Genomic DNA, 23,052 nt, shown 5'->3' with positions numbered 1-23,052 from the left:
TTAATTAAAAATTCTGAAAATTCTCCATCTTAAAACTGCATCTATCAATAAAAACGCCAAGGCAATCCAAAGAAAAACCCTGAAATATTCTTCGTAATTGTAAATTTTATTGGTTTTAATTTTCGATTTTTCTAAAGAATTAATCTCGTTATATACATTTTCTAAACTCGTATTAGAAGTAGCTCTGTAATATTTTCCACCTGTTAAAGTCGCAATTTCAGAAAGCGTAGCTTCATCAATCTGTACTTCTTGTTCGAAAAATTGTATTCCAAAAGATGTAATCTGCGGAAATAGCGCAAAACCATTCGTTCCTATTCCTATTGTGTACACTTTAATTCCGTAAGATTTTGCCAATTCGCCTGCAAATTGTGGTGGCATCGCATTCGGAACCGTATTTACGCCATCAGTCATTAAAATAATGATTTTTGACTTTGACTTACTGTCTTTCAAATGATTTACCGCTACAGAAAGTCCTTCTCCAATCGCTGTTCCTGTAAGATTTTCATTAGGACTCATATCTCTAATTTCATCTAATACCACTTGATGGTCAGACGTGAGCGGAACTTTTGTAATTCCTTCTCCCCAATATTCCACAATTCCTATTCTATCGCCTTCCCTTTTTTTGACAAAATCTGTTGCAATTTTTTTCAAAGCTGTAATTCTATCAGGCTCTAAATCTTGGGCCAACATACTTGGCGAAATGTCAATCGCTAAGAAAATATCAATCCCTTTGGTTTCGTCTCTATCGCTAAAAATGGTGTAAGTTCTAGGTCTTGCCAAAGCAATAATCAGCGCAGAAAGAATGATGTATTTAGAAAATTGTAAAAATTTTTGAACCCAAGAAAAACTTCCTGCAACAGACATATTTCGGGTAGTCGGAACATTGATTCCCGAATTTTTCTTCTTGCTAAAATCCCTTATCAAAAGTGGAATAAAAAGCAAGAATAGCAATAAAAAATATGGACTATCTATCTCAAAATTCATCTTAATGCACTTCTCTTAAATGTTCTGCTTCAATGTCTGTAACCGAACGCTCTACAAATTCATAAATTTCTATAAAATCACGCTCCATTAATTCTTGATTCGGAAGGATTTTGGCAAATTTCACCAAATCTCCTCTCAGGAAAACCTCTTCCACTATTTTTTCATTCTCAGGCGAAATTTTATTGGTATGTTTCATCACATCGATTAAATCATCGGTCAACAAAACATCTGCAGGAATATGATATTGTTTTACCAAAAACGCTCTAGTAATGTCTATCAACTCTACATAAAACATTCTGTAATTACCTTTTTCTGCGTATTTTTTCTTTTCTAGATTTTTCAGATATTGTAATGTTTTATGAATCGGACTTTTCTCTTTTCCCGAATTTCTGAAAACCCCATTTTTGAAGAAACTTAAAAATAAAAATAGGGAAGTAAAAATCACCAAACCTCCTAAAATATACCATTTATACATTTCCCAATAATCACTAAAACCCAAATCAACTTGCTTATTGTTCATAATATCGTTGATTTGATCATCTGCATTTACTGGATTATAAACCGTGATTTCATAGGGAATCGTTTTGATGGTTTCTGCTCCATTTATAGAAAACTCAAGTTCTGGAATGGTAAATTTCCCTTCCTCAAAAACCTGAAACTCTATAGTTCTGGTGTATTGATCGTATGTTTTATTGATTTCGTCTTTAGTTTCTTCTAAATGAAAAGGCAAAAGTTCATTTTTAGGTTTAGAAATCACATCTTTTCCTTCTAAACCATTGATGGTTACTCGAAAGGTTGCTTTTTCGCCTAGCGCAATTTTTTCTTTTGATAAATTAGAAGAAAGCGTCTGCGCAGAAAAACATTGAGCAACAAAAATAAACAACAAAGCCAATTTTTTAATCACTCCAAAAGCAACAAAAGGCCATTTGAACCTTTTTAGATTTGGCGAAACTTTATCGAGTTGTCGGTCTATATATTGATTGAAAATTTTTAAAAAATTTTTCTTCATTAATTGCTATTTTCTATTTTTTCTGAAAATAATTATACAAAATTTTGGTATAATCTTCCTCTGCTTTTACTTCTACAAAACTGGCAGAACTTTTCTCAAAAGCTTCTCTCAGATGTCTTATTTTTTGTTTCTGAGCTTCTGCATAATTGTAACGCCATCTTTGGTTAGACGTATTTACCCAAATTTGTTTTCCTGTTTCTATATCTCTGAAAAAAGCATAACCTACATCTGGAATTTCATTGTCTTTTTCGTCAAAAACCCTCAAACCTAGTAATTGATGTTTTTTGGAAGCGATTTTCAATAATTTCTCGTCAAATTCATCTGCAAAATCAGAAAAAAGAAACGCCAAAGATTTCTTTTTGAAAACATGCATCATATATTCTAAAGCCGCATCTATATTGGTTTCTGCCTGTACATAATCTGCGGTCAAAATCGTGGAAATTATGGCTAAAATATGTTTTCTACCTTTCTGTGGAGGAATTACTTTATACACTTTATCCGCAAACAAAATAAGTCCCACTTTATCATTATTTCCTGCCGCAGAAAACCCTAAACTTGCCGAAATTTCTGCCACCAATTCACGTTTCAGTTGAATTTTTGTTCCATAATTCATAGAAGCAGAAATGTCTACCAAAATCATCATGGTGAGTTCTCGTTCTTCTTCCATCACCTTTACATAAGGTTCTTTGAAACGTGCGGTTTTATTCCAATCAATTCTTCTGATATCATCTCCAAATTGATACGGACGAACTTCTGCAAAAGCCATTCCTTGACCTTTAAAAGCACTGTGATATTGCCCCATCAAAGTATTTTCCGTTCTCTTTCGAGTACGAATTTCTATTTGTTTTACTTTTTTTACAATATCTTTTATTTGCATAAGAGTTACGTGTTGCGAGTTACGTGTTGCGAGATTTCACGAAATAGAACTCGTATCTCGGAACTCGAAACTCGTATCAATTTACGGCGCTTGAACTTTTCCTAAAATTTTATCTACAATTGCATCTGCATCTACATCTTCTGCTTCTGCTTCGAAACTTAAACCAATTCTGTGACGGAGAACATCTTTCGCAATCGCTTTTACATCTTCAGGAATGACGAATGCTCTTCCTTTTAAGAAAGCATAAGCTCTGGAAGCAATCGCCAAATTAATAGAAGCTCTAGGTGACGCACCGAAACTGATGTAATTTTTCAGTTCAGAAAGTCCATATTTCTCTGGAAATCTGGTTGCAAAAACCATATCGAGAATATATTTTTCTATTTTTTCGTCTAGATAAATTTGATTAATGATTTTCTTGGCTTCTACAATTTGTTCCAAAGAAATCACGGGTTTTATTTGAGGAATATCCGAAGTAGAAACCATTCTCATGACTTGTCTTTCTTCCTCAAATTCAGGATAATCAATTTTGCATTTCAGCATAAAACGGTCGGTTTGCGCTTCTGGCAAAAGATAAGTTCCTTCTTGATCAATTGGATTTTGGGTCGCTAAAACCAAAAACGGTGTTGGCAATTTCATGGTTTCATCACCAATCGTCACTTGTTTTTCTTGCATCACTTCCAAAAGTGCAGATTGCACTTTTGCAGGAGCACGGTTGATTTCATCCGCCAAAACAAAATTTGCAAAAACAGGACCTTTTTTAATGGAAAAATCGTTTTCTTTCACATTATAAATTTGAGTACCGATAACGTCTGCAGGCAATAAATCTGGCGTAAACTGAATTCTAGAAAACGCTCCATGAACCGCTTCTGAAAGGGTTTTGATGGCTAAAGTTTTTGCCAAACCAGGAACACCTTCCAGCAAAACGTGACCATTTCCTAACAGACCAATCAAAAGTCTGTCTACCATGTATTCTTGTCCGATAATTGCTCTGTTAATTTCCTTTTTCAAAAGTGAAAAGTAAACGTTCTGTTCTTTTACTTTTTCGGTGAGTTGTTTAATATCTTCGGCTTGATTAAGTTCTTGCATAATTTTTTGAAAAATTAGACTGTAAATTTCACGATTTTCAAGGAATTGGCAACACAATTAATGCCAAATTTTGGTTAAAGTTTGTTAAAATATTCGGTGCTAGAAGTTGGATGTTTGAAGTTTTCTTAAAATTTCCAAAAACTTACCGTTTCAAGCATAAAATTCCAGCCTTTTTCAGTATTTTTGGAGATTAAAATCAATTTTAAATGAATACTCATTTTCAAAATCATAGAGCAGTAAGAAAAAACCTTCTGAATATTCTACAAAATACGTCTCACAAAGACTTATTGACCATTCCAGATGGTTTTAACAATAATATTTATTGGAATATTACACATTGCGTAGCTACTCAGCAACTTTTGTGTTATTATTTAAGCGGAAATCCTTTTAGAATAGACAAATATTGGGTAGATACTTACAAAAAAGGCACTCTTCCTAATCTGGATGTTTCTGAATCTGAAGTGGAAGATCTAGGTTTCCTACTTATCGAAACTTCTAAAATTCTGATGAAAGATTATGACGATGATTTTTTCCCAGATTACACCGCTTATTCTACAAGTTTTGGAATTGATTTAAAAAATATTCAAGATGCAATTATTTTCAACAATATGCACGAAAGTTTACATTTTGGATACGCAATGGCTCAAAAACGTGCTTTAGCTGGAGAACAGTTTTAGGTTAAGGTGAAGGTAAAGGCAAAATTAAAAATTTAAATCTTGCTCTGTAAGAGCAAAAGGTTTGTAGCAGAAAATATAAAAACACAATTTTGAGTTCCGTAGGAACGACACAAATAGAATTCAAATTTAAAAATCAAAAAATTGGGAGAATTTAATAAAAAATATAACTCAGGCGAGAGAAGAAGTTTTGGTCCAAAAAATTTCGATAGAAAACCTCGTTTTGACAATAGAAACTCGGAACACGAATCTAAAAATGAAAAAGAAGATTTCATTTTCGGTTTGAGACCTGTAATGGAAGCGATAGAAGCTGGAAAAACCATTGACAAAATTTTTGTGCAAGGTGGTTTACAAGGTGAGATTTATTCAGAATTAAAAAAATTACTGAAAAAATACAACATCAGACCTAACACGGTTCCAATTGAAAAACTAAACCGCTTTACGAGAAAAAATCACCAAGGTGTAGTAGCATTTATCTCAGAAATTCCGTTTTATAAAATCGAGGATTTGTTGCCACAAATTTTTGAAGAAGGAAAAATTCCTTTTTTATTGATTTTAGACCGTTTAACTGATGTTAGAAATTTCGGAGCGATCGCCAGAACTGCAGAATGTGTAGGAATAGACGCAATTGTAATTCCAGACAAAGGAGCTGCTCCTATCAATTCTGATGCCATCAAAACTTCGGCGGGAGCGCTTTACAACGTAAAAATTTGTAAAGAAAATAATCTGGCTCACGTAGTAGATTTTCTTCAGCAATCAGGAGTTACCGTTTTTGCAGCCACTGAAAAGGCAGAAAAAATGATTTATGACGCTCATTTTTCAGAACCTTGCGCCATCGTAATGGGAAATGAAGAAACAGGAATCTCGAAAGAAGTAATGCATCATGCTGATGAAAAAATAAAATTACCTATCACTGGAAAAACACAATCTCTGAACGTTTCTGTAGCTTGTGGAGCGATTCTTTATGAAGCGGTGAGACAGAAAATGGTGGGAGAATTGTAGAGTTGGAGAGTATTTTTAGGCGTTCCGTAGGAACGCAATATGTGTAGAAATATAATTGACAATAAAAAAGGCGGTTCCGTAGGAACCGAATGTTTTTTACTTAAAATTGGTAAATAATCAAACGAAAAACTGAAACATGAATAATAGCCCTGATTGACTCCTTAAAATCGTCGAACCACTTCGTTGGGTTTAAGCGATGTGTTTGAGCTCTTTTTGTTTTTTCAGATGTTTCCACTCTGATCAGTTTGATAAAAAAAACAAAAAAGCGAGTCGCGAAAGCAGGACTAAAAGTGAATAAAAAGGCAAGATTCTTGCTTCAAATGATACAAAATAATTAAAATCAATGAAAAAAATTACAGCAATTGCGCTGCTTTCAATAGCAATCGTTTCTTGTCAAAAAGAAACAAAAACCGTAACCAAAGTTGACCCAAAAACAGGAAAAACCATCACTGTAGAAGTTCCTGTGGAAGATAAAGAAACAGCAAAAGTAGAAAATCCTGCCATCAAAGATTCTCTAGGTGTTTACCATGCAACTTTTAAATTAGAAAAAGGAAAAACGTATCCTTTCAGCACTTACCAAAGAGATGTGCAAACGCTTTCTGACGGGAAACAAAATATTTCTGGAACGAATGAATCTACAGACGAAATGACGTTTACGGTAGATAATATCGATGCAAAAGGAAACTACGAAATTTCTATGACGCTGGTTGGGAAAAGAATGTCTGCAACTTCTCAAGGAAAAACTCAAGCGATAGATACGAAAGGAAACGCTCCTGAAGATGCTCAACAAAAATTTATGTGGGCGGTACAAAAAGCACAAACAGGTAATAAATTAAAAATTACCATGGACAAAACCGGGAAAATTCTTTCGATTACAGGTTTTGAACCCGTTTATAAAAAAACCAATGATGCTGCTGCTTCTATAATTAAAGATGCTTCTCAGCTTAAAAATTTCATGGAACAATTTAAATTAAGTTTCAACGAGAAGTTTTTAAAAGAACAATTTGGAAAAAACCTAAATATTCTTCCAGCAAAAGGCGTAAAATTAGGCGGAACATGGACACAGTCTGACAATGTAACTCCAGATGGAAGCATAAAAATAAATACCACTTATACCCTAGCAAAAGTAGAAGATGGAATTGCAGAAATTACCATAAAAGGTGGAATTCCTAGAAAAGCAAAAACACAGTCTAAAAACGGAATGACGCATTCTGTAAGCATAGAAGGGAATCAAACAGGAACCATAAAAATAGATGCCAACTCTGGTTGGATTCTAGGCTCTAAAATCCAAATGAACACTACGGAAAAAGAAAGTTTGAGCGACGGAAAACAATCTCAAAGCATGTCTAAAAAGACCAACTCTTTAGTTACAATCAATCCTAGTTATAAATTTTAAAAAATGGCACTGGTTAAATATTTATTCGAATTAGTTTTAGCAACCATCATTATATTCTTTGTTTGGAATATTTTGAAAAGGATATTCTTTAATCAATTTTATAAAAATTTCCCTAGTCTTAATCCTAGAAACAGAGAAAACATTTCGCCCAAACCTGCAAAACCTACTAAAGAGCAAGTAAAATGGGATGCAGAAACTGTGGAATATGAAGAAGTAGAGGAGAAAAATCAGAGGTAAAGGTAGAGGTAAAGTGTCCTATAAAAATTCAAAAACAATTTGGAATTTATTCCGAGAAAAAATGAAATAAATTAATTTTTGCAAAATATGCTGAAAAATAAAAACATTCTTTATATCGTCATTTCATTGGCGATTTTTGTAGTTTTAGCTTTAGTTTATAACAATCCTATCATTTCTGGAAAACAACTTTTGCAACATGACATTGTACAATACAAAGGTGGCGCAAAAGAACTCTTAGACTACAGAGCCGAAAACGGCAAAGAAACCTATTGGAGTGATGCGATGTTTGGCGGAATGCCAACTTATCAGTCGGGTTCACAGTTTAGAGGTGATATCATCAAAAAAATAGATGACACGCTGAACTTTTTGCCAAAACCTGCGAATTTTATTTTTCTGCTTTTTGCTGGATTTTTCTTACTCGGTTATGTTGCGACTAAAAATTGGAAATACGCCTTGTTAGGTTCCACATTTTTTGGACTTTCCACGTATTTCTACATCATCATCGCTGCCGGTCATAATGGCAAAGTAGCCACTTTAACTTATTTTGCACCACTTTTAGCGGGAATTTTACTCGTCTATATTCGTAAAAAATATATTATTGGCTTTATTGTCACTGCACTTTTCATGGGATTGCAAATTGCTGCCAATCACCCACAAATGACGTATTACCTTTTCTTGGCATTAGGATTTTTATTCCTGTCTGAGTTGGTAAGAGCAGCTACAGGAAAAACGCCATGGAAACATTTCTTCATTTCTTCGGGAATTTTAGCTTTGGCGATGATTCTTGGAATCGGAATGAACAGTCAGAGACTTCTTGCCAATTCTGAATATGTAAAAGAAACCGTTCGTGGAAAACAAATTCTAAAATCTGAGCACAATGCTGCAGATAATGACGGAATGAAAAAACAAGAAATTCTGAACTGGAGCTATGGAAAACTAGAAACCTTAAACTTATTCATTCCAAGAGTAATGGGAGGAGCAAGCGATGAAGAAGGCTCAGAAGAAATGATGAAAAAAGTTCAGGAATTGGTACAAGAAAATGTAACCTCACAAGAAGAATATGACCAAATTTCTAAAGGATTTGGAGGAAGTTTAACGTATTGGGGAGACCAACCAGGAACTTCTGGACCAGCTTATCAAGGAGCAATCGTGGTATTTTTAGCCATTTTAGGATTTTTCTTCGGGTGGAAAAAATACCGTTATTGGATTTTAGGCGCATCTGTACTTTCTGTGCTTTTAGCTTGGGGAAGTAATTTCATGCCGTTGTCTGAATTATTTATCAAATTTGTTCCGTTTTACGACAAATTTAGAGCACCAAGTTCTATTTTAGTTGTAGTAGAATTATTATTCCCGCTGATTGCAATCATTGGATTATACAGATTTTTCAACGATGAAAAACTTACAGAAGAATACAAACAAAAAATCCTAATTTATGTAACTGGTTCTGTTTTAGGAATTACTTTATTATTGGTAATTTTCGGGAAAAGTATACTAGGATTTGCTACTTCAAACGAAACAGCATATTTACCTCCTTATTTATTAGATTATTTGGTTGGCGAACGTTTCACGATGTTTAGAATCGATGCCATTAAAGCCATGATTTATGTTTCTATCACTGCTTTAGCACTATATTTTGCATTGAAGAAAAAATTATCTCAAAACATTGCTTTAATCATTATAGGATTGGTAAGTTTATTTGATTTATGGTCTGTGAACAAGCGATATTTAAACAGCGATAATTTTGTTGATAAAGCTTTTGCACAAACTCCATTTGTGACCGAAAATTCAGATTATTTAGCTGGAAAAGCGGGCGACAATCCACTTTTAAATGATTTGCTTTCTAGAGCGAATATGAATAAAACTTTAGAAGAAATCACCGAAAAAGACAAAACTCATTATAGAATTTTCAACCAACTTCTAGGGCCTTTTAATGAAACCAATACTTCCTATTACAAAGCTTCTGTTGGTGGTTATCACGCTGTGAAACTCAGAAGATATGACGATTTAATCAATCATTATTTCTATGCTGAAGACAGTGTGAAGTCTGCTCAAATTCCGCAAATTCTGAATTTATTGAACACCAAATATGTAGTTGGCGGAACATTGGAACAACCTCAAGTTCAAATCAATCCGAATGCGAATGGAAATGCCTGGCTGGTTTCTGATGTGAAATTTGTGAATACACCGAATGAAGAAATAGATGAAATAGGAAATATAGATTCTAAAAAAACGGCGGTGATTTCGAAGGATGATCAAAAATATTTCGAAGGAAAAACTTTAGCAGCTGATTCTACTGCTTTTGTAAATTTAACAAAATATCAAGCCGACGAACTGGAATATAAAACACAGTCTAAAACGCCACAATTGGCTGTTTTTTCTGAAATTTATTATCCAAAAGGCTGGAAAATGTTTGTAGACGGAAAAGAAGTTCCTTACATCAAAGCTGATTATTTATTGAGAGCCGTTTACGTTCCAGCAGGAACTCACACGGTAAAAATGATATTCGAACCAGAAGTGATTGCCAAAGGAAAAACCATTTCTATGATTGCTTTTGGTTTGTTTGTTTTACTTTCTTTGGTAGGGATATTTTTATTAAACCGCAAAAGCGACAAAAGAATTGATTGAAAATATAGCCATTAAAAAGTAAAAAAAGAGTTAATGATTACGCAATAATATCTTACCGATTTAACATATAAAATTAATGGAGCTTGTATTGAGGTTCATAAAATTTTAGGTGCAGGTTTAGCAGAAGTTGTTTATCACAAAGCTTTAGAAGAAGAATTCAAATTAAGAAATTTAAATTTAAAGTCAGAATTTCAAATTCCTGTTTTTTATAAAGAAAAGAAATTAGATTGTGATTTTAAATGTGATTTTCTGATTGAAGATTTAATCGTTTTAGAGTTAAAATCTGTCTCTAACATTTTAGATGTTCATAAATTTCAAGTTTTGAATTACATGAATTTACTTAAAGTACCGAAAGGAATTTTAGTAAATTTTAATGTTAAAAATCTTTATCATCATGGACAAGAAACATATATTAATAAATATTACGATGAATTAATGTAAAATCTTTTTTTACTTTTGAAAAACTTATAATACATAGAAAATCTTTTGTCGCTTTTGCGGTTTAAAAATTATAAACTTGAAACAAAAAAAAATACTCATCATCTCTTATTACTGGCCTCCAGCTGGAGGACCGGGAGTTCAGCGTTGGTTGAAATTTGTAAAATATTTGCCTGATTTCGGTTGGGAACCTACCGTTTTTATTCCAGAAAACCCGAGTTATCCGATTGTAGATGAAACCTTACAAAAAGATGTTCCCAAAAATCTCAAAATGATTAAAACCAAAATTTGGGAACCTTATCAATTGGCTGAAAAATTTGGGAAAGACAATAAAAAATTCAAAGCGGGACAGTTTGATGTAGGCGAAAATCAATCTTGGAAAGCCAAACTTTCGATTTTTGTTCGTGGCAATTTCTTTATTCCAGATGCGCGTGTTTTTTGGGTAAAACCTTCCGTAGAATTTTTAGAAAAATACTTGAAAGTCAATCACTATGATGTTTTGGTAACAACGGGGCCGCCACATTCTTTGCATTTAATTGGTTTAAATTTAAAGAAAAAACTGCCTAATTTAAAATGGATTGCAGATTTCCGTGATCCATGGACTGAAATTTCATATTACAAACATTTGAAATTGACTAAAATCGCCGATAAAAAGCATAGAAAATTAGAATCTGAAGTGTTCAAAAATGCAGATATTACTTTGGCAACAAGTTATACTGATGCTGAAAATTTCAGAAAAAAAGGCGCAAATGCTTTTTGCATTACGAATGGGTTTGATGTAGATGCTTCTACTACGCTCAGCATGACAGAAGAAAACTCTAAAACTCTACCACTCTCCAATTCTACCACTAAATTCACATTAAGTTACATTGGTGTTTTAGAACAGCTCAGAAATCCTGAAATTTTATGGGAAACTCTAAATGATTTGGTTCAAGAAAATGCAGACTTCAAAAACGATTTTCAACTGAAATTTGTAGGAAGATTAGATGATAAAATTTTACAAAAAATAGAAAGTTCACCTCTTAAAAGTAACTTAACCAATTTGGGTTATCAAACTCATGATGTTGCGCTAAAACACATGCAAGATTCAACGGTTTTATTGATAACGAATTTCCCTCAAGAATCATCAAAAGGGATTATTCCAGGGAAAATTTTCGAATATTTGGCAACGGGAAAAACTATTCTTTCTTTCGGTCCAAAAGATGCTGATGTAGAAAAAATATTGATAGAAACTAAAGCTGGTAAGCATTTCGGTTATGAGGAAAAAGAAAATCTAAAGAAATTTATTTTAGAGTCTTACGAAAATTGGAAATCAGGAACGCTGAACCAAAACGCTGAAAATATTGAGCAATTTTCTAGAAAAAATTTGACTCAGAAATTAGTAGATTTGATGAATAAATGGTATTAAAATGAAATTTGTATTTGCTTTTTTACTTTCGCTATTTTTAGTTTCGTGTTCATTGATGCAACCGAGAACCGCTAGAACTACATCTCAACTTTCTGAAAAAGAAATCATTACAATTACGCAACTCATTGGCAAAGAGAAAATTGCAAAAGAAGTTTACGAAAATTTCTATGCACAATATCAGAACAATCTTTTCGGAAATATTGCCAAAAGAAAGCAAAAACACATTGAAATTTGGAAAAATATTCTTGCTAAACAGAATATCACCGTTCTAGAAAATGAAAGTCTAGAAGAAACAGAAAACCTTAAAAATCAACTACTTTCGGAGGCGATAGATGAAACTTCGGCGCTGAAAACTGCTATAAAAATAGAGGAACTAAATCTCAATGACATCTATATCGTAAGAAAAAATAGCCAAAAATCAAGCATTAGAGAAGTGGCAAATGGTATAGAATGCGGCACTAAAAATCATCTTTTTGTTTATTACAGAGCATTGAGAGAAAAAGGCGAAAAATACACCCATCAATACATTTCGGGCAAAAAATTTAAAAATGTTGTGAATGGTGCTGTGAATTCTTGCAGCATAAAATACGACTAAAATTTTTTATTTTCTCATTGGTAAATTTTCATCCAATAATGGTAAAATTTATTGATTAATAGCACTTTACATTTATTTTAATCAAAATTCGACTTAACTTTCTGTAATGATTTTTGTCTAATATAAAAATCTCACAGAAATGAAAACCAAATCTTACACCTTAGTTATTCTTGCGATTTTTGGAATGGTAATTTTCACCAATTACACTTCTAAAAACACTAAAGAAACAGATGCTTCTTCTCTCCTATTCATGCTAGAAGAAGAAAAATTAGCACATGATGTGTACACTTTTTTGTATTCAAAATGGGAAACTAGACCTTTTGCCAATATCAAAGAAAGTGAAAAAGTGCATATACAAAAAGTACAAGAACTTTTAGACCAAAATAAAATTTCTTACGAAATTCTTCCCGAAGGAAAATTTAAAAATCAAAATCTTCAAAAATTATACAATGACCTAACTGCTAAAGGAAAAGTTTCAGAAATTGAAGCTTTAAAAGCTGGAGCAACGATAGAAGATGTAGATATTTACGACTTGCAAAGATTAACCAAAGAAACTCAAAACCAAGACATCGCCGATGTTTACAAATTTCTAGAATGTGCTTCTAGAAATCATTTGAGAGCTTTTTCACGTAATTTAGAAATGAGAAATGCCAATTATGTTCCACAATATATTTCTCAAAATGATTACGAAAAAATCATCAATGCAGAACATGAACAATGTGGTATGCAACCTGGTATGCAATGCCAAAATCAAGGAAAAGGTAGAGGAAATAGAGGAAGAGGAAACGGTTTTAGAAATGGAAATTGCATGAATTAATAAAAAATAGCTTCCTCAGTTTATTTCACAGGCAGATTATGACGCTATCATTCATTCGCAAAATGAAAATTGTGGAACTTAATTTTGATTTGATATGAAAAATCGGGAAGATTGCTCTTCCCGATTTTATTTATTTTGAATAGATTTTTTTGTATTAATCTAGCCAACCCATTTCTTTCATCCAATCATCATTGTAGATTTTCCCTACATATCTAGAGCCGTGGTCATGAAGCAAAACTACTATGATATCATCTTTGGTAAATTGATCTTGCATTTGCTTAATCGCTGCAATCGCACTTCCTGCAGAATAACCACAGAAAATTCCTTCTTCTTTAGCTAATTTTCTTGCATAAATAGCACCATCTTTATCGGTAACTTTCTCGAAATGGTCTATCACAGACATGTCATAGTTTTCAGGCAAAATATCTTCGCCAATTCCTTCTGTAATATAAGTGTAAGCATTTTCTAAGTGAATTTCGCCCGTTTCATGAATTTCTTTCAAAATAGAACCATAAGTATCTACTCCGATTACTTTGATTTCTTTACTTTTTTCTTTGAAAAAAGTTCCGCAACCTGTAATCGTGCCTCCTGTTCCTGCTCCTACTACAAAATGAGTCAATTTCCCTTCGGTTTGTTCCCAAATTTCTGGTGCAGTAGATTCATAATGCGCTGCTCTGTTAGAAAGATTATCATATTGGTTTACATACCAAGCGTTTTCAGTTTCTTCCGTTAATCTTTTTGCAGTTTGGTAATAAGAACGCGGATCGGTAGGTTTTACATCAGTAGGACAAACCACTACCTCAGCTCCTAAAGCACGTAAAATATCTGCTTTTTCTTTTGATTGTTTAGAATTAGTCACGAAAATACACTTGTAACCTTTGATAATGGCTGCTAAAGCCAATCCCATTCCTGTATTTCCAGAAGTTCCTTCAATGATGGTTCCTCCAGGTTTCAGACGACCGTCTTTTTCAGCATCCTCAATCATTTTAAGTGCCATTCTGTCTTTTACAGAATTCCCAGGATTGAAGGTTTCTACTTTTGCTAAAACCAATGCAGGAAAATCTTCTCCCAAAACTTTATTTAGCTTTACCAGTGGCGTATTTCCTATCGTTTCTAAAATATTTTTTGCGTAGTTCATTGTAAAAATTTGAGCCGCAAAAATACGATTTTTATTTTTAGAAAAAGACCAAAAATTAAAACCTGACCTTTAACTATTGATTAAATTTTAGAAAATAATTAATTATACTTAATCGCTTTTACAGGAGAAATTTTAGAAATCAGATAACTTGGCAAAATAAGAGCGAAAGCCGATATTGCCAAAATCCCAACAGAAATTCCCAAAATATAAACAGGATTTAAATCTACAGGAACCGTGCTTACATAGTAATTCTCTGGATTGAGTTTGATAAATCCGAAGATTTTTTGAAGCACCAAAAATCCTAAACCGATTACATTCCCCATAATCAATCCAGGAATCATAATCAACAAAGTATAGTTGATGAAAATCGCTCGAATTTGTCCGTTGGTTGCACCTAATGTTTTCAGCATCCCAATAGAATTGGTGCGCTCAATAATGAGAATAAGCAAAACCATTATGATATTAATGACAACTACAATCAGCATAATCGTGATAATCAGTCCGATATTGGTATCAAAAATATTAATCCAATCTACGATTTGAGGATATTTATCTGTCGCTTTTTCTGCGTAATTTTTGTAACCTATTAGCTTTTCAATTTTTGGATAAACAGCATCTATATCATCACTATCTTTCAAGAAAATATCTACTCCTCCCACTTCCGTTTTTGCCATATCCTGAATTTTTCTCACGTGATTAATATCCCCGATGATAAACAAATCATCTATCATTTTGATGTCTGTTTTGTAAATTCCAGAAATTTCAAATTTTCTATAAATGGGTTGTTGATCTTCTTTAGAAAAAATCGCTACTATGCTGTCTTTGGGTTTCAGATGTAAATCATTGGCAATTTTATCAGAAAGAATAACTTGATTGTTATAGCCTTCTTCGGTAAATTTCGGGACTTCTCCAGCTACCATAAAACTTTGAAAACGCTCTGCATCAAAATCTTTGGCAACACCTTTTAAAATAACCCCTGCAAAGTTTTCTTCGGTTCTCAGAATCCCAGAAACCGTAGCATATGATTGCGTGTTAGAAACGTCCGGAAGATTTTGAATACCCTTTACATTTAATCCTTCTTGGTGAAGCACAGAAGAATTATAGGAAGAATTGCTTTTCGTAGATTTCACAGAAATGTGACCCACAAAATCTGCCATACGATTTTTAATGGCTTTTTTGGAGCCTAAACCCGTAGAAACCGTCACCAATGAAACAATAATTCCCAGCGCTACAGAAAGCCTTCCGATGAAGACAATCACGCGTGAAAGATTATTTTTGTTATCTTTGGAGAACGCTATTTTTTTAGAAAAATATATTGGAAATTTCAAAATCAAATGAATTTAAGTGTCAAAATTAAAGATTTAGTTCTTATTATGCTAATGATTTTTGGGTTACAAAGTTGTAGCACTCAAAAAAACAATGCAATTCCCACTCCAGAACCTGTAAAAACGGTAGAATTAACTCTAGAAAAACCAAAAAATAAAGAAGAAAATTGTTTTAAAAACGCTGCAGATAGACCAGAACTCTATTTGCCACTTCTGAAAAATAAAACCGTAGCAATAGTTGCCAATCAAACCAGTTTATTAGCAGATAAAACCCATTTGGTAGATTTTTTGGTTCAAAATAATATCAAAATCAAACATATTTTTGCTCCAGAACACGGTTTCCGTGGAACTGCAGATGCTGGTGAACATGTAAAAAACGGAATTGATACTAAAACAGGTTTGCCAATTATTTCGCTTTATGGCGACAATAAAAAACCAAAATCTGAACAATTACAAGGCGTAGATATTGTGCTTTTTGACATTCAAGATGTAGGCGTAAGATTTTACACCTACATTTCTACACTCACTTATGTGATGGAAGCTGCCGCAGAAAATGGCAAAGAAATCATTGTTCTAGACCGTCCAAATCCTCATGATGGGTATACAGACGGACCTGTTTTGAAGGAAAAATGGACGAGTTTCGTAGGATTACACAAAGTTCCTGTAGTGTATGGATTAACAATTGGCGAATACGGAAAAATGGTGAATGGCGAAAAATGGATGAAAAATGCAGTGCAGGTAAAATATACACTCATCCCAATGCTGAATTATCACAAAAACAAAAGATATCCAATTTCTGAAAAACCTTCGCCTAATTTACCGAATGATCAATCTATCAACCTCTATCCTAGTCTTTGTTTCTTCGAAGGAACGCAGGTTTCTGTAGGAAGAGGAACAGATTTTCCTTTTCAAGTGTATGGAAGTCCTTGGTTAAAAAATCAGGAATTTTCTTTCACTCCGAAACCAACTTCAGGTGCAAAAGATCCATTCTTAAATGGTAAATTATGCTATGGAAAAGATTTACGCCAATTCCCAGAAATTAAAGGAAAATTAGATTTAAGTTTCGTAATCGATGCATATCAAAATTTTGACAAAAAAAATCAAGATTTCTTCTTAAAAAACCTTTGGTTTGATACTTTGGCAGGAACCGATGAATTGCGCAAACAAATTATTTCGGGAACTCCAGAAGCAGAAATTAGAAAATCTTGGCAAAAAGATTTAGAAAATTTCGAGAAAATCCGTCGCAAATATGTTCTCTACGAAAACTAATCAATTGTAAATGGATTTTTTCTCTGATTACAGTTTTTATACGCTATTCTTTTTAGCTGCATTTGCCTTTATTGCAGGATTTTTAGATGCAATAGTTGGTGGTGGTGGTTTGATACAATTGCCCGCTTTGTTGATTCAATTTCCTCAATTGGCATTGCCTACACTTTTTGGAACCAATAAAATCGCAGCGCTTTCTGGAACCAGCATTGCAGCGGTGCAGTACGCCAAAAGAATTCGCTTCAACTGGAAGGTTTTGATTTCTATCTCGCTTTTTTCCTTCCTGTTTTCATTTTTGGGAGCGAGAACGGTAAGTTACTTAGATTCTGAAGCATTAAAACCTTTAATTTTAATTATTCTGATTGCGATTGCGATTTATACTTTCATCAAAAAAGATTTAGGAAATGTCGCGACCAAAGATTTAAGCACCGCTAAAAAAATGATTTTCGGAGCATTAATTGGAGCGGTAATTGGTTTCTACGATGGATTTTTCGGACCGGGAACAGGAAGTTTCTTTGTTTTGGCTTTCGTGGTAATTTTAGGATTTGATTTTCTTTCGGCTTCTGCTTATGCTAAAGTGGTGAACTGCATCACCAATATTTCAGCGCTTTTGGTTTTTATCAGTCACGGCAATTATTTGTTAGAACTGGCAATTTTAATGGCTGTTTTCAATGTTTTAGGTAACTTTCTAGGAACAAAAATTGCCTTTAAAAAAGGCAATGGATTTATCAGAATTGTATTTTTAATTATCGTAATGCTGATGATTTTACGATACAGCAAAGAAGTTTTTTGGACTTAATTTAATCAAAATGTTGCGGGCCAGATTGGTCATTTTTGCTTCGATTATAAATCAACATCCCGATGGTAAGTCCCACCATTCCGCCAAGTCCGTTTAGTAAAGCACTTTGTAATTTGTCTGGTTGTGTATTCCCAATGTAATTCATCAAAAACACGATGACAAAAGTAATCACCAAAACCACTAAAAATTTCACACTTTTTATTTCCATATTATTTAATTTGATAAGAAATCATTACGCCTCCTTTATAAGGAATCCATTCTCCACTTCTGTTGATGGAAGCACCTTCTTCTTTGTCTGCTCTTATGTTTGGGAAAGAATTATAATAAGACCTATAAAAAGACTGAGCATTTCCTCCTCCTAAAAAGATATCTAAATTAATTTTATCATTCACTTTCACTACATAACCTACAGTTCCGCCTAAAAGTATAGAATATCCTTCTTGATGAATCCCCAAATTAAGATGGTTATACTTTTGCATTCTATAAATCGCAACTCCTGTATTAGCAGCCACATACCAATTTTTAAAACTTTCGGTAAAATAATAACGATATTCTAAAGTACCAATAGCAAAAAGCATTCTATTTCCAAAAACAGATTTCCAAGGAGAAACGAAAACATCTGCTTGAAAAGTAGTTTTATCCGTAAGTTTTGTCTCTATTCCTGCATTTAACATCAGAGCAGGTAGGGTGAAACCATTGACTTTTACATAAGTTTGTGCATTATAATGAACAAATAAACTCATGAAAACGAGGAAGAAAAACTTTTTAAACGCCATTCTTTTACTTTATTTTTTTCAATAACTCTTCAGTTGATGCATATTCATCTCCTTTTGCTTTAGCAATTTCGATAGATTTTTTTGCCCAAAGTTTAGCATTTTTAAAATCTCCCAATTTATAATAAATATTGGCTAATGTATCTGTATTCTGGCTATTTTCTTCCTTTTTTATACCTTCTAAACACAATAGTGTTACTTGAGTCAACAAAGTATTATCTGTAACGTAGAGGTAAAAATTCCAAGCGACATTATTGAGTTCATCGGTGGCAAAATCTTTTGGATTTTGATAATAATTCAAAGCAGATTTAGCGTAATCATCGTATTTTTTTTGAGTAAAAAACAAATCCATATTGATTTTATTTAAAAGTTGTTTTGCTTCTTTTTCGCCATAAATTTTTGCTCCTTCAGTTAAAAAAATGGGTTCATTAATGCTTTGCGTATTGGCATCGAAAGATTTTTGTAAAACCGTGTTCAGTTTGAGTTGCTTATCATATTCCGCCAAATAACTTTCTGGAATTTGCGTAGAAAGTTCTGCCTTTTTTGCCGTGAAGATTTTATACAAATCATCATCTATGGTTTTGGTGAAAAACAGTAACATTCCTGCTTCTTCTTTAGAATAAGTAGCGTCTGTTCTCGTCTGGAAATAACGGGTAGCCACTTTTTGAGCCAATGAAAAATCAGTTGCATACGTATTTTTAATCAATCCCATTAAAAATTCTGGGTCTTTTTCTCCCGCTTCAAACTTCGCTATTTTGTTTTCTAAAGTATTTTCTGGATTCACGGCTTCTTTGGCAATACTGATGAGTTCTTGTGGACTCATGTAACCTGCAGCTTTGTACACAACTTTTCCGTCTCCGTCTATGAACAGCAAAGTAGGATAAGAATAAATGCTGTATTTTTTTGCAATTTCTATTCCTTCTCCTTTTTCCATGTCAATGTGAAGATTCAGGAAATTGGCATTGAAATAATCACCCACTTCTTTTTTAGGAAAAACGTTTTTGTCTAACAATTTACACGGACCACACCATGAAGCAAAAGCATCTAAAAAAATGAGTTTATTTTCTTTTTTGGCTTGTTCTAGAGTTTTAGCAAAAGATTGCTTTCCGAATTTTATTCCATCTTGAGAAAAAAGGGCTGTAGAAATCACCAAGAATAGGAACAATATAATTTTTTTCATTATCATTTAAAAATTGAGCTACGAAGATAAAATTTTTTGAGGGAACAAAAAATTAATAACCAAAATAATACCAATTTAAAATCTCTATAACAAGGCATTTTTCCGAAATACAAATTCTGAAAGAATACATAAAGTATCACCTCTTAGATATCTGCTCTAAAACCTTTTTCTAATCCTAAAATTTTCTTAACTTTAACTGAATAAAAGACTGATTAAAAACCAATTAAAATCAGCCATTTTTTCCCGTGATTTATTCTCATCTTAAAAGTGAAATGCCATGACACAAGGAATTTCTCAAAAAAAAGCAGCAGAACTTTTGAAACAATACGGCTTCAATGAACTGCCTTCTGCAAAACCGAAAAACGTTTGGCAAATTGCCTTAGAAGTGATTCAAGAGCCCATGTTTATCTTGCTTATGTTTTGTGGTCTCGTCTATGTTTTATTGGGAGATTATACCGAAGGAATGATTCTGTTGTGTTGGGTTTTCGTTATTATTTTCATCACCTTTTATCAACACAGAAAAACCGAAAAATCTTTAGAAGCATTGAGACAATTGTCTTCTCCACGAGCTTTGGTGATTCGTGATGGTGAAGAAATTAGAATTCCGGGAAGAGAAGTCGTTCCCGAAGATGTAGTCATTTTAAATGAAGGAGACCGAGTTCCAGCAGATGCTATTTTATTGGAAAGTCAACACCTTACCATAGACGAATCTTTACTAACTGGCGAATCTGTTCCCGTGATTAAAACCGAAGAAAAGGAAGCTTATGTTTTCAGCGGAACACTCATCGTACAAGGAAAGGGCAAAGCAAAAGTGACGCATACTGGTTCCGAAACACAATTCGGAAAAATTGGCGTTTCGCTACAAAATATAGAACAAGAAAGCACCCGACTGCAAAAAGAGATGAAAAGACTCATTAGAAGTCTGTTTCTAATGGGAATCGCCATCAGTATTGGAGTAATTCTGGCTTTTTATTTTACGAGAGGAAATTTCCTTAATTCTTTATTGAACGGATTGGCTTCTGCCATGTCTATTCTACCCGAAGAATTCCCTGTAGTATTGACTATTTTCTTAGCATTGGGAGCTTGGCGATTATCCAAAAACAATGTATTAACCCGCAAACCTTCTGCTATAGAAACACTAGGTTCTGCCACCGTTCTTTGCAGTGATAAAACAGGAACCATTACCCAAAACAAAATGGAAGTTGCAGCGCTTTACTCAGGTGAAAAACTCTATTACAAGAAAGATTTTAAACATTCTTTAGAAAATATTCAAGAGGTTTTAACGGTTTTGGTTCACGCTTCTCAGCGTCATTCGATTGATCCGATGGAAAAAGCGATCGGTCATGAAATCAGCAGTTTGCATCTCGCAAAAGAGGATTTAGATTTGGTAAAAGAATATCCACTCAGCAAAGAATTATTTGCCATGACTCGCGTGATGAAATCTAAAAACCATCCACAAAGTCATGCCTATTGCAAAGGTGCTCCTGAAGCGATTTTCCAATTGTGCCATTTTTCTGAAGAAGAAAACGCTCGTTATACACATTTGGTTCACCAATTGGCAGAAAATGGTTACAGAGTTCTTGCAGCTGCTCATTGCGAAGTAAATTCCACTGAACTTCCCGAAAAACAAGAAGAATTTCCTTTTATTTTTAGTGGATTAGTCGCTTTTGAAGACCCGATTCGTGAAGAAGTTCCAGAAGCCATCAGCGAATGCAACAAAGCAGGAATTAAAGTCATTATGATTACTGGAGATTTTCCTGCTACTGCCAAAAGTATAGCCAATCAAATTGGTTTACAGCACAACGACCAAGTTTTAACGGGTGCAGAACTCCAAAATATGAGCGATGCAGAACTCAAAGAAAAAATAAAAACTACTCATCTTTTCGCAAGAATTGTTCCCGAACAAAAACTACAAATCATCAAAGCCTTAAAAGCCAATGGAGAAGTAGTCGCCATGACAGGAGATGGTGTAAATGACGCTCCTGCATTGAAAGCTGCCGACATCGGAATTGCTATGGGAATGAAAGGAACAGATGTAGCCAGAGAAGCGTCTTCCTTGGTTTTATTGGATGATAATTTTGCTTCAATCGTTTACGCCATTCGTTCTGGAAGAAGAATTTTTGACAATCTTCAAAAAGCCATGTCTTACATTCTTGCCATTCACGTTCCGATTATTGGCTTGGTATTATTGCCTGCATTTTATTCTTCCTTACCTATTTTATTGATGCCGATGCATATAGTTTTTATGGAATTGATTATCGACCCTGTTTGTTCTATTGCTTTTGAATCTGAACAAGAAGAAAAAGGCATTATGAACAGACCACCCAGAAATCCTGACGAACTCTTTTTCGGTTGGCGAAAAATTGCTTTTAGCCTAGTGAAAGGATTTCTACTTCTCGCAATGGTAGTGGTGGTTTATTTTCTTTCTCTAAAAGAAGGACATTCCGATAACGCAGTGAGAGCCATCGCATTTTCTTCACTCATTGTAGGAAATGTATTTCTTATTCTCACTTCATTGTCTGATACCCGAAATTTTGTTTCTGTGATTTTAGAGAATAATAAAGCTTTGGTGATTATTTCTACCATTGCTTTTACTTTACTTTTTTTAACGATTGGAAACCCTGTATTGCAAAAGATTTTCAGTTTTGAATATCCCGGTCATCAACATTTTCTTACGTCTATTATTGGAGCGGTAAGTGTTTTGTTTATCCTTGAAATGATTAAATTATTGAGATTAAAACACCCTTTGTAAACAGATAAAAGCTTAGCGAAATAAACCCTGCTCTAGCTTCCCGAGATAAAAACTATTGCACGATTGATTGCGTGCAGTATTGCTCATAAAAATATAGAAATGGGCAGTATGTTCTACCGTCCAATCTGGCAAAGGAACTGTAACTTGTGTACTAGTTCTGTGGGCTATATTTTCTAAAAAATCTACCTGCTCTAGGTTTTCACTCACTAAGAGAAGATGCACCTCATCATTGGGTTGTGCAAATCCTTGTGAACTATTGTCTTGCCAAGTAAGATGCACCGCTTCATCTAGTAGTGTAACGTCTAAGTGATGAAAACCACTTAAATCTCCACTAGAAACTAAAAACTTGTTCCAAAGCAGCGTAAACTCATCATCTTGCACCTGAATGACATTTTGCAAAGTATAAGAAATCAAAAGATTCCTTCTCTCCCCCGAAAAAGCACTTTGGTTAAAGAACTGTTGGGTAATTTCTAGAAAAGGTTTTGTAAACTCTATCGCCAGAGAAAACTTCAGTCTCTGCAAGCGTTGTTTTTCTGTGGGTGGTTTTTGAGAAGCTTTGGGAGCGGCTCGCATAATAGGAACCCCATTTAAGGTAAGTCCTACAATATTGCCTACTTTCCCAGAAAAGCCTCCTAGAATTCCGTCTTTTGCAATGGCCATGGTTGGTTAGT

21 protein-coding genes and 1 pseudogene are annotated in these 23,052 nt (G+C 33.8%); 12 read left to right on the top strand and 10 right to left on the bottom strand.

All coding sequences use genetic code 11. The features are described from left to right. The 4 genes from KKQ76_RS01770 to KKQ76_RS01755 all read right to left on the bottom strand — a co-directional run bounded on the left by KKQ76_RS01770 (position 1) and on the right by KKQ76_RS01755 (position 3,956). A complete protein-coding gene (locus tag KKQ76_RS01770) occupies positions 1-984 on the bottom strand; it encodes a VWA domain-containing protein (RefSeq protein ID WP_213195562.1) in 984 nt (327 codons plus the stop codon). A 1-nt stretch (position 985) separates the two neighbouring features. Beyond that, the gene (locus KKQ76_RS01765; protein WP_394369376.1) at positions 986-1,885 is read right to left on the bottom strand and encodes a BatD family protein; all 900 of its coding nucleotides are present in this window, start codon (positions 1,883-1,885) and stop codon (positions 986-988) included. 121 nt (positions 1,886-2,006) lie between these two features. Then, the gene (locus KKQ76_RS01760; RefSeq protein ID WP_213189630.1) at positions 2,007-2,870 is read right to left on the bottom strand and encodes a DUF58 domain-containing protein; all 864 of its coding nucleotides are present in this window, start codon (positions 2,868-2,870) and stop codon (positions 2,007-2,009) included. Between the two features lie 81 nt (positions 2,871-2,951). Beyond that, positions 2,952-3,956, bottom strand: coding sequence for an AAA family ATPase (locus KKQ76_RS01755; RefSeq protein WP_213195561.1), 1,005 nt, complete (start codon positions 3,954-3,956; stop codon positions 2,952-2,954). Between the two features lie 206 nt (positions 3,957-4,162). Between KKQ76_RS01755 and KKQ76_RS01750 the strand changes: the two genes are divergently transcribed. The 9 genes and pseudogenes from KKQ76_RS01750 (at position 4,163) to KKQ76_RS01710 (ending at position 13,148) form a co-directional block, all read left to right on the top strand. Further along, complete coding sequence (locus KKQ76_RS01750) at positions 4,163-4,633, top strand: DinB family protein (protein WP_213195560.1); 471 nt, start codon at positions 4,163-4,165, stop codon at positions 4,631-4,633. Positions 4,634-4,903: 270 nt separating this feature from the next. Next, positions 4,904-5,632, top strand: a complete 729-nt coding sequence (gene rlmB, locus KKQ76_RS01745; protein WP_262897647.1) for a 23S rRNA (guanosine(2251)-2'-O)-methyltransferase RlmB — start codon at positions 4,904-4,906, stop codon at positions 5,630-5,632. A gap of 343 nt (positions 5,633-5,975) precedes the next feature. Then, positions 5,976-7,028, top strand: coding sequence for a DUF6263 family protein (locus KKQ76_RS01740; protein ID WP_213195559.1), 1,053 nt, complete (start codon positions 5,976-5,978; stop codon positions 7,026-7,028). A gap of 3 nt (positions 7,029-7,031) precedes the next feature. Further along, positions 7,032-7,265, top strand: a complete 234-nt coding sequence (locus KKQ76_RS01735; protein ID WP_213195558.1) for a hypothetical protein — start codon at positions 7,032-7,034, stop codon at positions 7,263-7,265. A gap of 87 nt (positions 7,266-7,352) precedes the next feature. Continuing rightward, positions 7,353-9,890, top strand: coding sequence for a YfhO family protein (locus KKQ76_RS01730; RefSeq protein ID WP_213195557.1), 2,538 nt, complete (start codon positions 7,353-7,355; stop codon positions 9,888-9,890). Between the two features lie 69 nt (positions 9,891-9,959). After that, a pseudogene (locus tag KKQ76_RS01725) lies at positions 9,960-10,331 on the top strand (GxxExxY protein); the annotation flags it as partial. A 76-nt stretch (positions 10,332-10,407) separates the two neighbouring features. Next, positions 10,408-11,736: a glycosyltransferase family 4 protein gene (locus KKQ76_RS01720; protein ID WP_213195556.1), complete on the top strand. Its 1,329-nt coding sequence runs from the start codon at positions 10,408-10,410 to the stop codon at positions 11,734-11,736. 1 nt (position 11,737) lies between these two features. Beyond that, positions 11,738-12,331 carry a DUF2202 domain-containing protein gene (locus tag KKQ76_RS01715; protein ID WP_213195555.1) on the top strand — a complete coding sequence of 198 codons (594 nt, stop codon included), beginning with the start codon at positions 11,738-11,740 and terminating at the stop codon, positions 12,329-12,331. A 139-nt stretch (positions 12,332-12,470) separates the two neighbouring features. Next, a complete protein-coding gene (locus KKQ76_RS01710) occupies positions 12,471-13,148 on the top strand; it encodes a DUF2202 domain-containing protein (RefSeq protein ID WP_213195554.1) in 678 nt (225 codons plus the stop codon). 154 nt (positions 13,149-13,302) lie between these two features. On the opposite strand, the gene KKQ76_RS01705 is transcribed toward KKQ76_RS01710, so the two are convergent. Together KKQ76_RS01705 and KKQ76_RS01700 are read right to left on the bottom strand one after the other, a co-directional pair. After that, positions 13,303-14,286: a PLP-dependent cysteine synthase family protein gene (locus tag KKQ76_RS01705; RefSeq protein ID WP_213195553.1), complete on the bottom strand. Its 984-nt coding sequence runs from the start codon at positions 14,284-14,286 to the stop codon at positions 13,303-13,305. Between the two features lie 98 nt (positions 14,287-14,384). Next, positions 14,385-15,614 (bottom strand): ABC transporter permease, encoded by a 1,230-nt coding sequence (locus KKQ76_RS01700; RefSeq protein ID WP_213195552.1) that lies wholly within the window; start codon positions 15,612-15,614, stop codon positions 14,385-14,387. Between the two features lie 6 nt (positions 15,615-15,620). On the opposite strand from KKQ76_RS01700, the gene KKQ76_RS01695 reads away from it, so the two are divergent. Next, positions 15,621-16,880, top strand: a complete 1,260-nt coding sequence (locus KKQ76_RS01695) for an exo-beta-N-acetylmuramidase NamZ family protein (RefSeq protein ID WP_213195551.1) — start codon at positions 15,621-15,623, stop codon at positions 16,878-16,880. Between the two features lie 10 nt (positions 16,881-16,890). Further along, positions 16,891-17,676 carry a sulfite exporter TauE/SafE family protein gene (locus KKQ76_RS01690; RefSeq protein WP_213195550.1) on the top strand — a complete coding sequence of 262 codons (786 nt, stop codon included), beginning with the start codon at positions 16,891-16,893 and terminating at the stop codon, positions 17,674-17,676. 1 nt (position 17,677) lies between these two features. Here KKQ76_RS01690 and KKQ76_RS01685 read toward each other — a convergent pair whose 3' ends face one another. The 3 genes from KKQ76_RS01685 to KKQ76_RS01675 are packed head-to-tail and all read right to left on the bottom strand — an operon-like array spanning position 17,678 to position 19,629. Further along, positions 17,678-17,884 carry a hypothetical protein gene (locus KKQ76_RS01685; RefSeq protein ID WP_213195549.1) on the bottom strand — a complete coding sequence of 69 codons (207 nt, stop codon included), beginning with the start codon at positions 17,882-17,884 and terminating at the stop codon, positions 17,678-17,680. Between the two features lies 1 nt (position 17,885). Continuing rightward, positions 17,886-18,452, bottom strand: a complete 567-nt coding sequence (locus tag KKQ76_RS01680; protein ID WP_213195548.1) for a DUF3575 domain-containing protein — start codon at positions 18,450-18,452, stop codon at positions 17,886-17,888. A gap of 4 nt (positions 18,453-18,456) precedes the next feature. Beyond that, positions 18,457-19,629 (bottom strand): thioredoxin family protein, encoded by a 1,173-nt coding sequence (locus tag KKQ76_RS01675; RefSeq protein WP_213195547.1) that lies wholly within the window; start codon positions 19,627-19,629, stop codon positions 18,457-18,459. 277 nt (positions 19,630-19,906) lie between these two features. Between KKQ76_RS01675 and KKQ76_RS01670 the strand changes: the two genes are divergently transcribed. Next, positions 19,907-22,381: a cation-translocating P-type ATPase gene (locus KKQ76_RS01670; RefSeq protein ID WP_213195546.1), complete on the top strand. Its 2,475-nt coding sequence runs from the start codon at positions 19,907-19,909 to the stop codon at positions 22,379-22,381. Between the two features lie 12 nt (positions 22,382-22,393). Here KKQ76_RS01670 and KKQ76_RS01665 read toward each other — a convergent pair whose 3' ends face one another. Next, positions 22,394-23,041 carry a DUF6266 family protein gene (locus KKQ76_RS01665; RefSeq protein WP_213195545.1) on the bottom strand — a complete coding sequence of 216 codons (648 nt, stop codon included), beginning with the start codon at positions 23,039-23,041 and terminating at the stop codon, positions 22,394-22,396. Positions 23,042-23,052: the final 11 nt, after the last annotated feature.

The organism is Cloacibacterium caeni (assembly GCF_907163105.1).
GTDB classification, from domain to species: domain Bacteria; phylum Bacteroidota; class Bacteroidia; order Flavobacteriales; family Weeksellaceae; genus Cloacibacterium; species Cloacibacterium caeni_A.
The sequence above is the reverse complement of the archived record's forward strand: the minus strand, read 5'-3'. Positions and strand labels throughout refer to the sequence as shown.

Excerpts from the sequence above, each read along its gene's own strand:
- KKQ76_RS01670 (WP_213195546.1), top strand. The coding sequence starts at position 19,907 with ATGACACAAGGAATTTCTCAAAAAAAAGCAGCAGAACTTTTGAAACAA.
- KKQ76_RS01705 (WP_213195553.1), bottom strand. The coding sequence starts at position 14,286 with ATGAACTACGCAAAAAATATTTTAGAAACGATAGGAAATACGCCACTG.
- KKQ76_RS01770 (WP_213195562.1), bottom strand. The coding sequence starts at position 984 with ATGAATTTTGAGATAGATAGTCCATATTTTTTATTGCTATTCTTGCTT.
- KKQ76_RS01710 (WP_213195554.1), top strand. The coding sequence starts at position 12,471 with ATGAAAACCAAATCTTACACCTTAGTTATTCTTGCGATTTTTGGAATG.
- KKQ76_RS01750 (WP_213195560.1), top strand. The coding sequence starts at position 4,163 with ATGAATACTCATTTTCAAAATCATAGAGCAGTAAGAAAAAACCTTCTG.
- KKQ76_RS01715 (WP_213195555.1), top strand. The coding sequence starts at position 11,738 with ATGAAATTTGTATTTGCTTTTTTACTTTCGCTATTTTTAGTTTCGTGT.
- KKQ76_RS01735 (WP_213195558.1), top strand. The coding sequence starts at position 7,032 with ATGGCACTGGTTAAATATTTATTCGAATTAGTTTTAGCAACCATCATT.
- KKQ76_RS01695 (WP_213195551.1), top strand. The coding sequence starts at position 15,621 with ATGAATTTAAGTGTCAAAATTAAAGATTTAGTTCTTATTATGCTAATG.
- KKQ76_RS01685 (WP_213195549.1), bottom strand. The coding sequence starts at position 17,884 with ATGGAAATAAAAAGTGTGAAATTTTTAGTGGTTTTGGTGATTACTTTT.
- KKQ76_RS01755 (WP_213195561.1), bottom strand. The coding sequence starts at position 3,956 with ATGCAAGAACTTAATCAAGCCGAAGATATTAAACAACTCACCGAAAAA.
- KKQ76_RS01760 (WP_213189630.1), bottom strand. The coding sequence starts at position 2,870 with ATGCAAATAAAAGATATTGTAAAAAAAGTAAAACAAATAGAAATTCGT.
- KKQ76_RS01730 (WP_213195557.1), top strand. The coding sequence starts at position 7,353 with ATGCTGAAAAATAAAAACATTCTTTATATCGTCATTTCATTGGCGATT.
- KKQ76_RS01690 (WP_213195550.1), top strand. The coding sequence starts at position 16,891 with ATGGATTTTTTCTCTGATTACAGTTTTTATACGCTATTCTTTTTAGCT.
- KKQ76_RS01665 (WP_213195545.1), bottom strand. The coding sequence starts at position 23,041 with ATGGCCATTGCAAAAGACGGAATTCTAGGAGGCTTTTCTGGGAAAGTA.
- KKQ76_RS01740 (WP_213195559.1), top strand. The coding sequence starts at position 5,976 with ATGAAAAAAATTACAGCAATTGCGCTGCTTTCAATAGCAATCGTTTCT.
- KKQ76_RS01675 (WP_213195547.1), bottom strand. The coding sequence starts at position 19,629 with ATGAAAAAAATTATATTGTTCCTATTCTTGGTGATTTCTACAGCCCTT.
- KKQ76_RS01680 (WP_213195548.1), bottom strand. The coding sequence starts at position 18,452 with ATGGCGTTTAAAAAGTTTTTCTTCCTCGTTTTCATGAGTTTATTTGTT.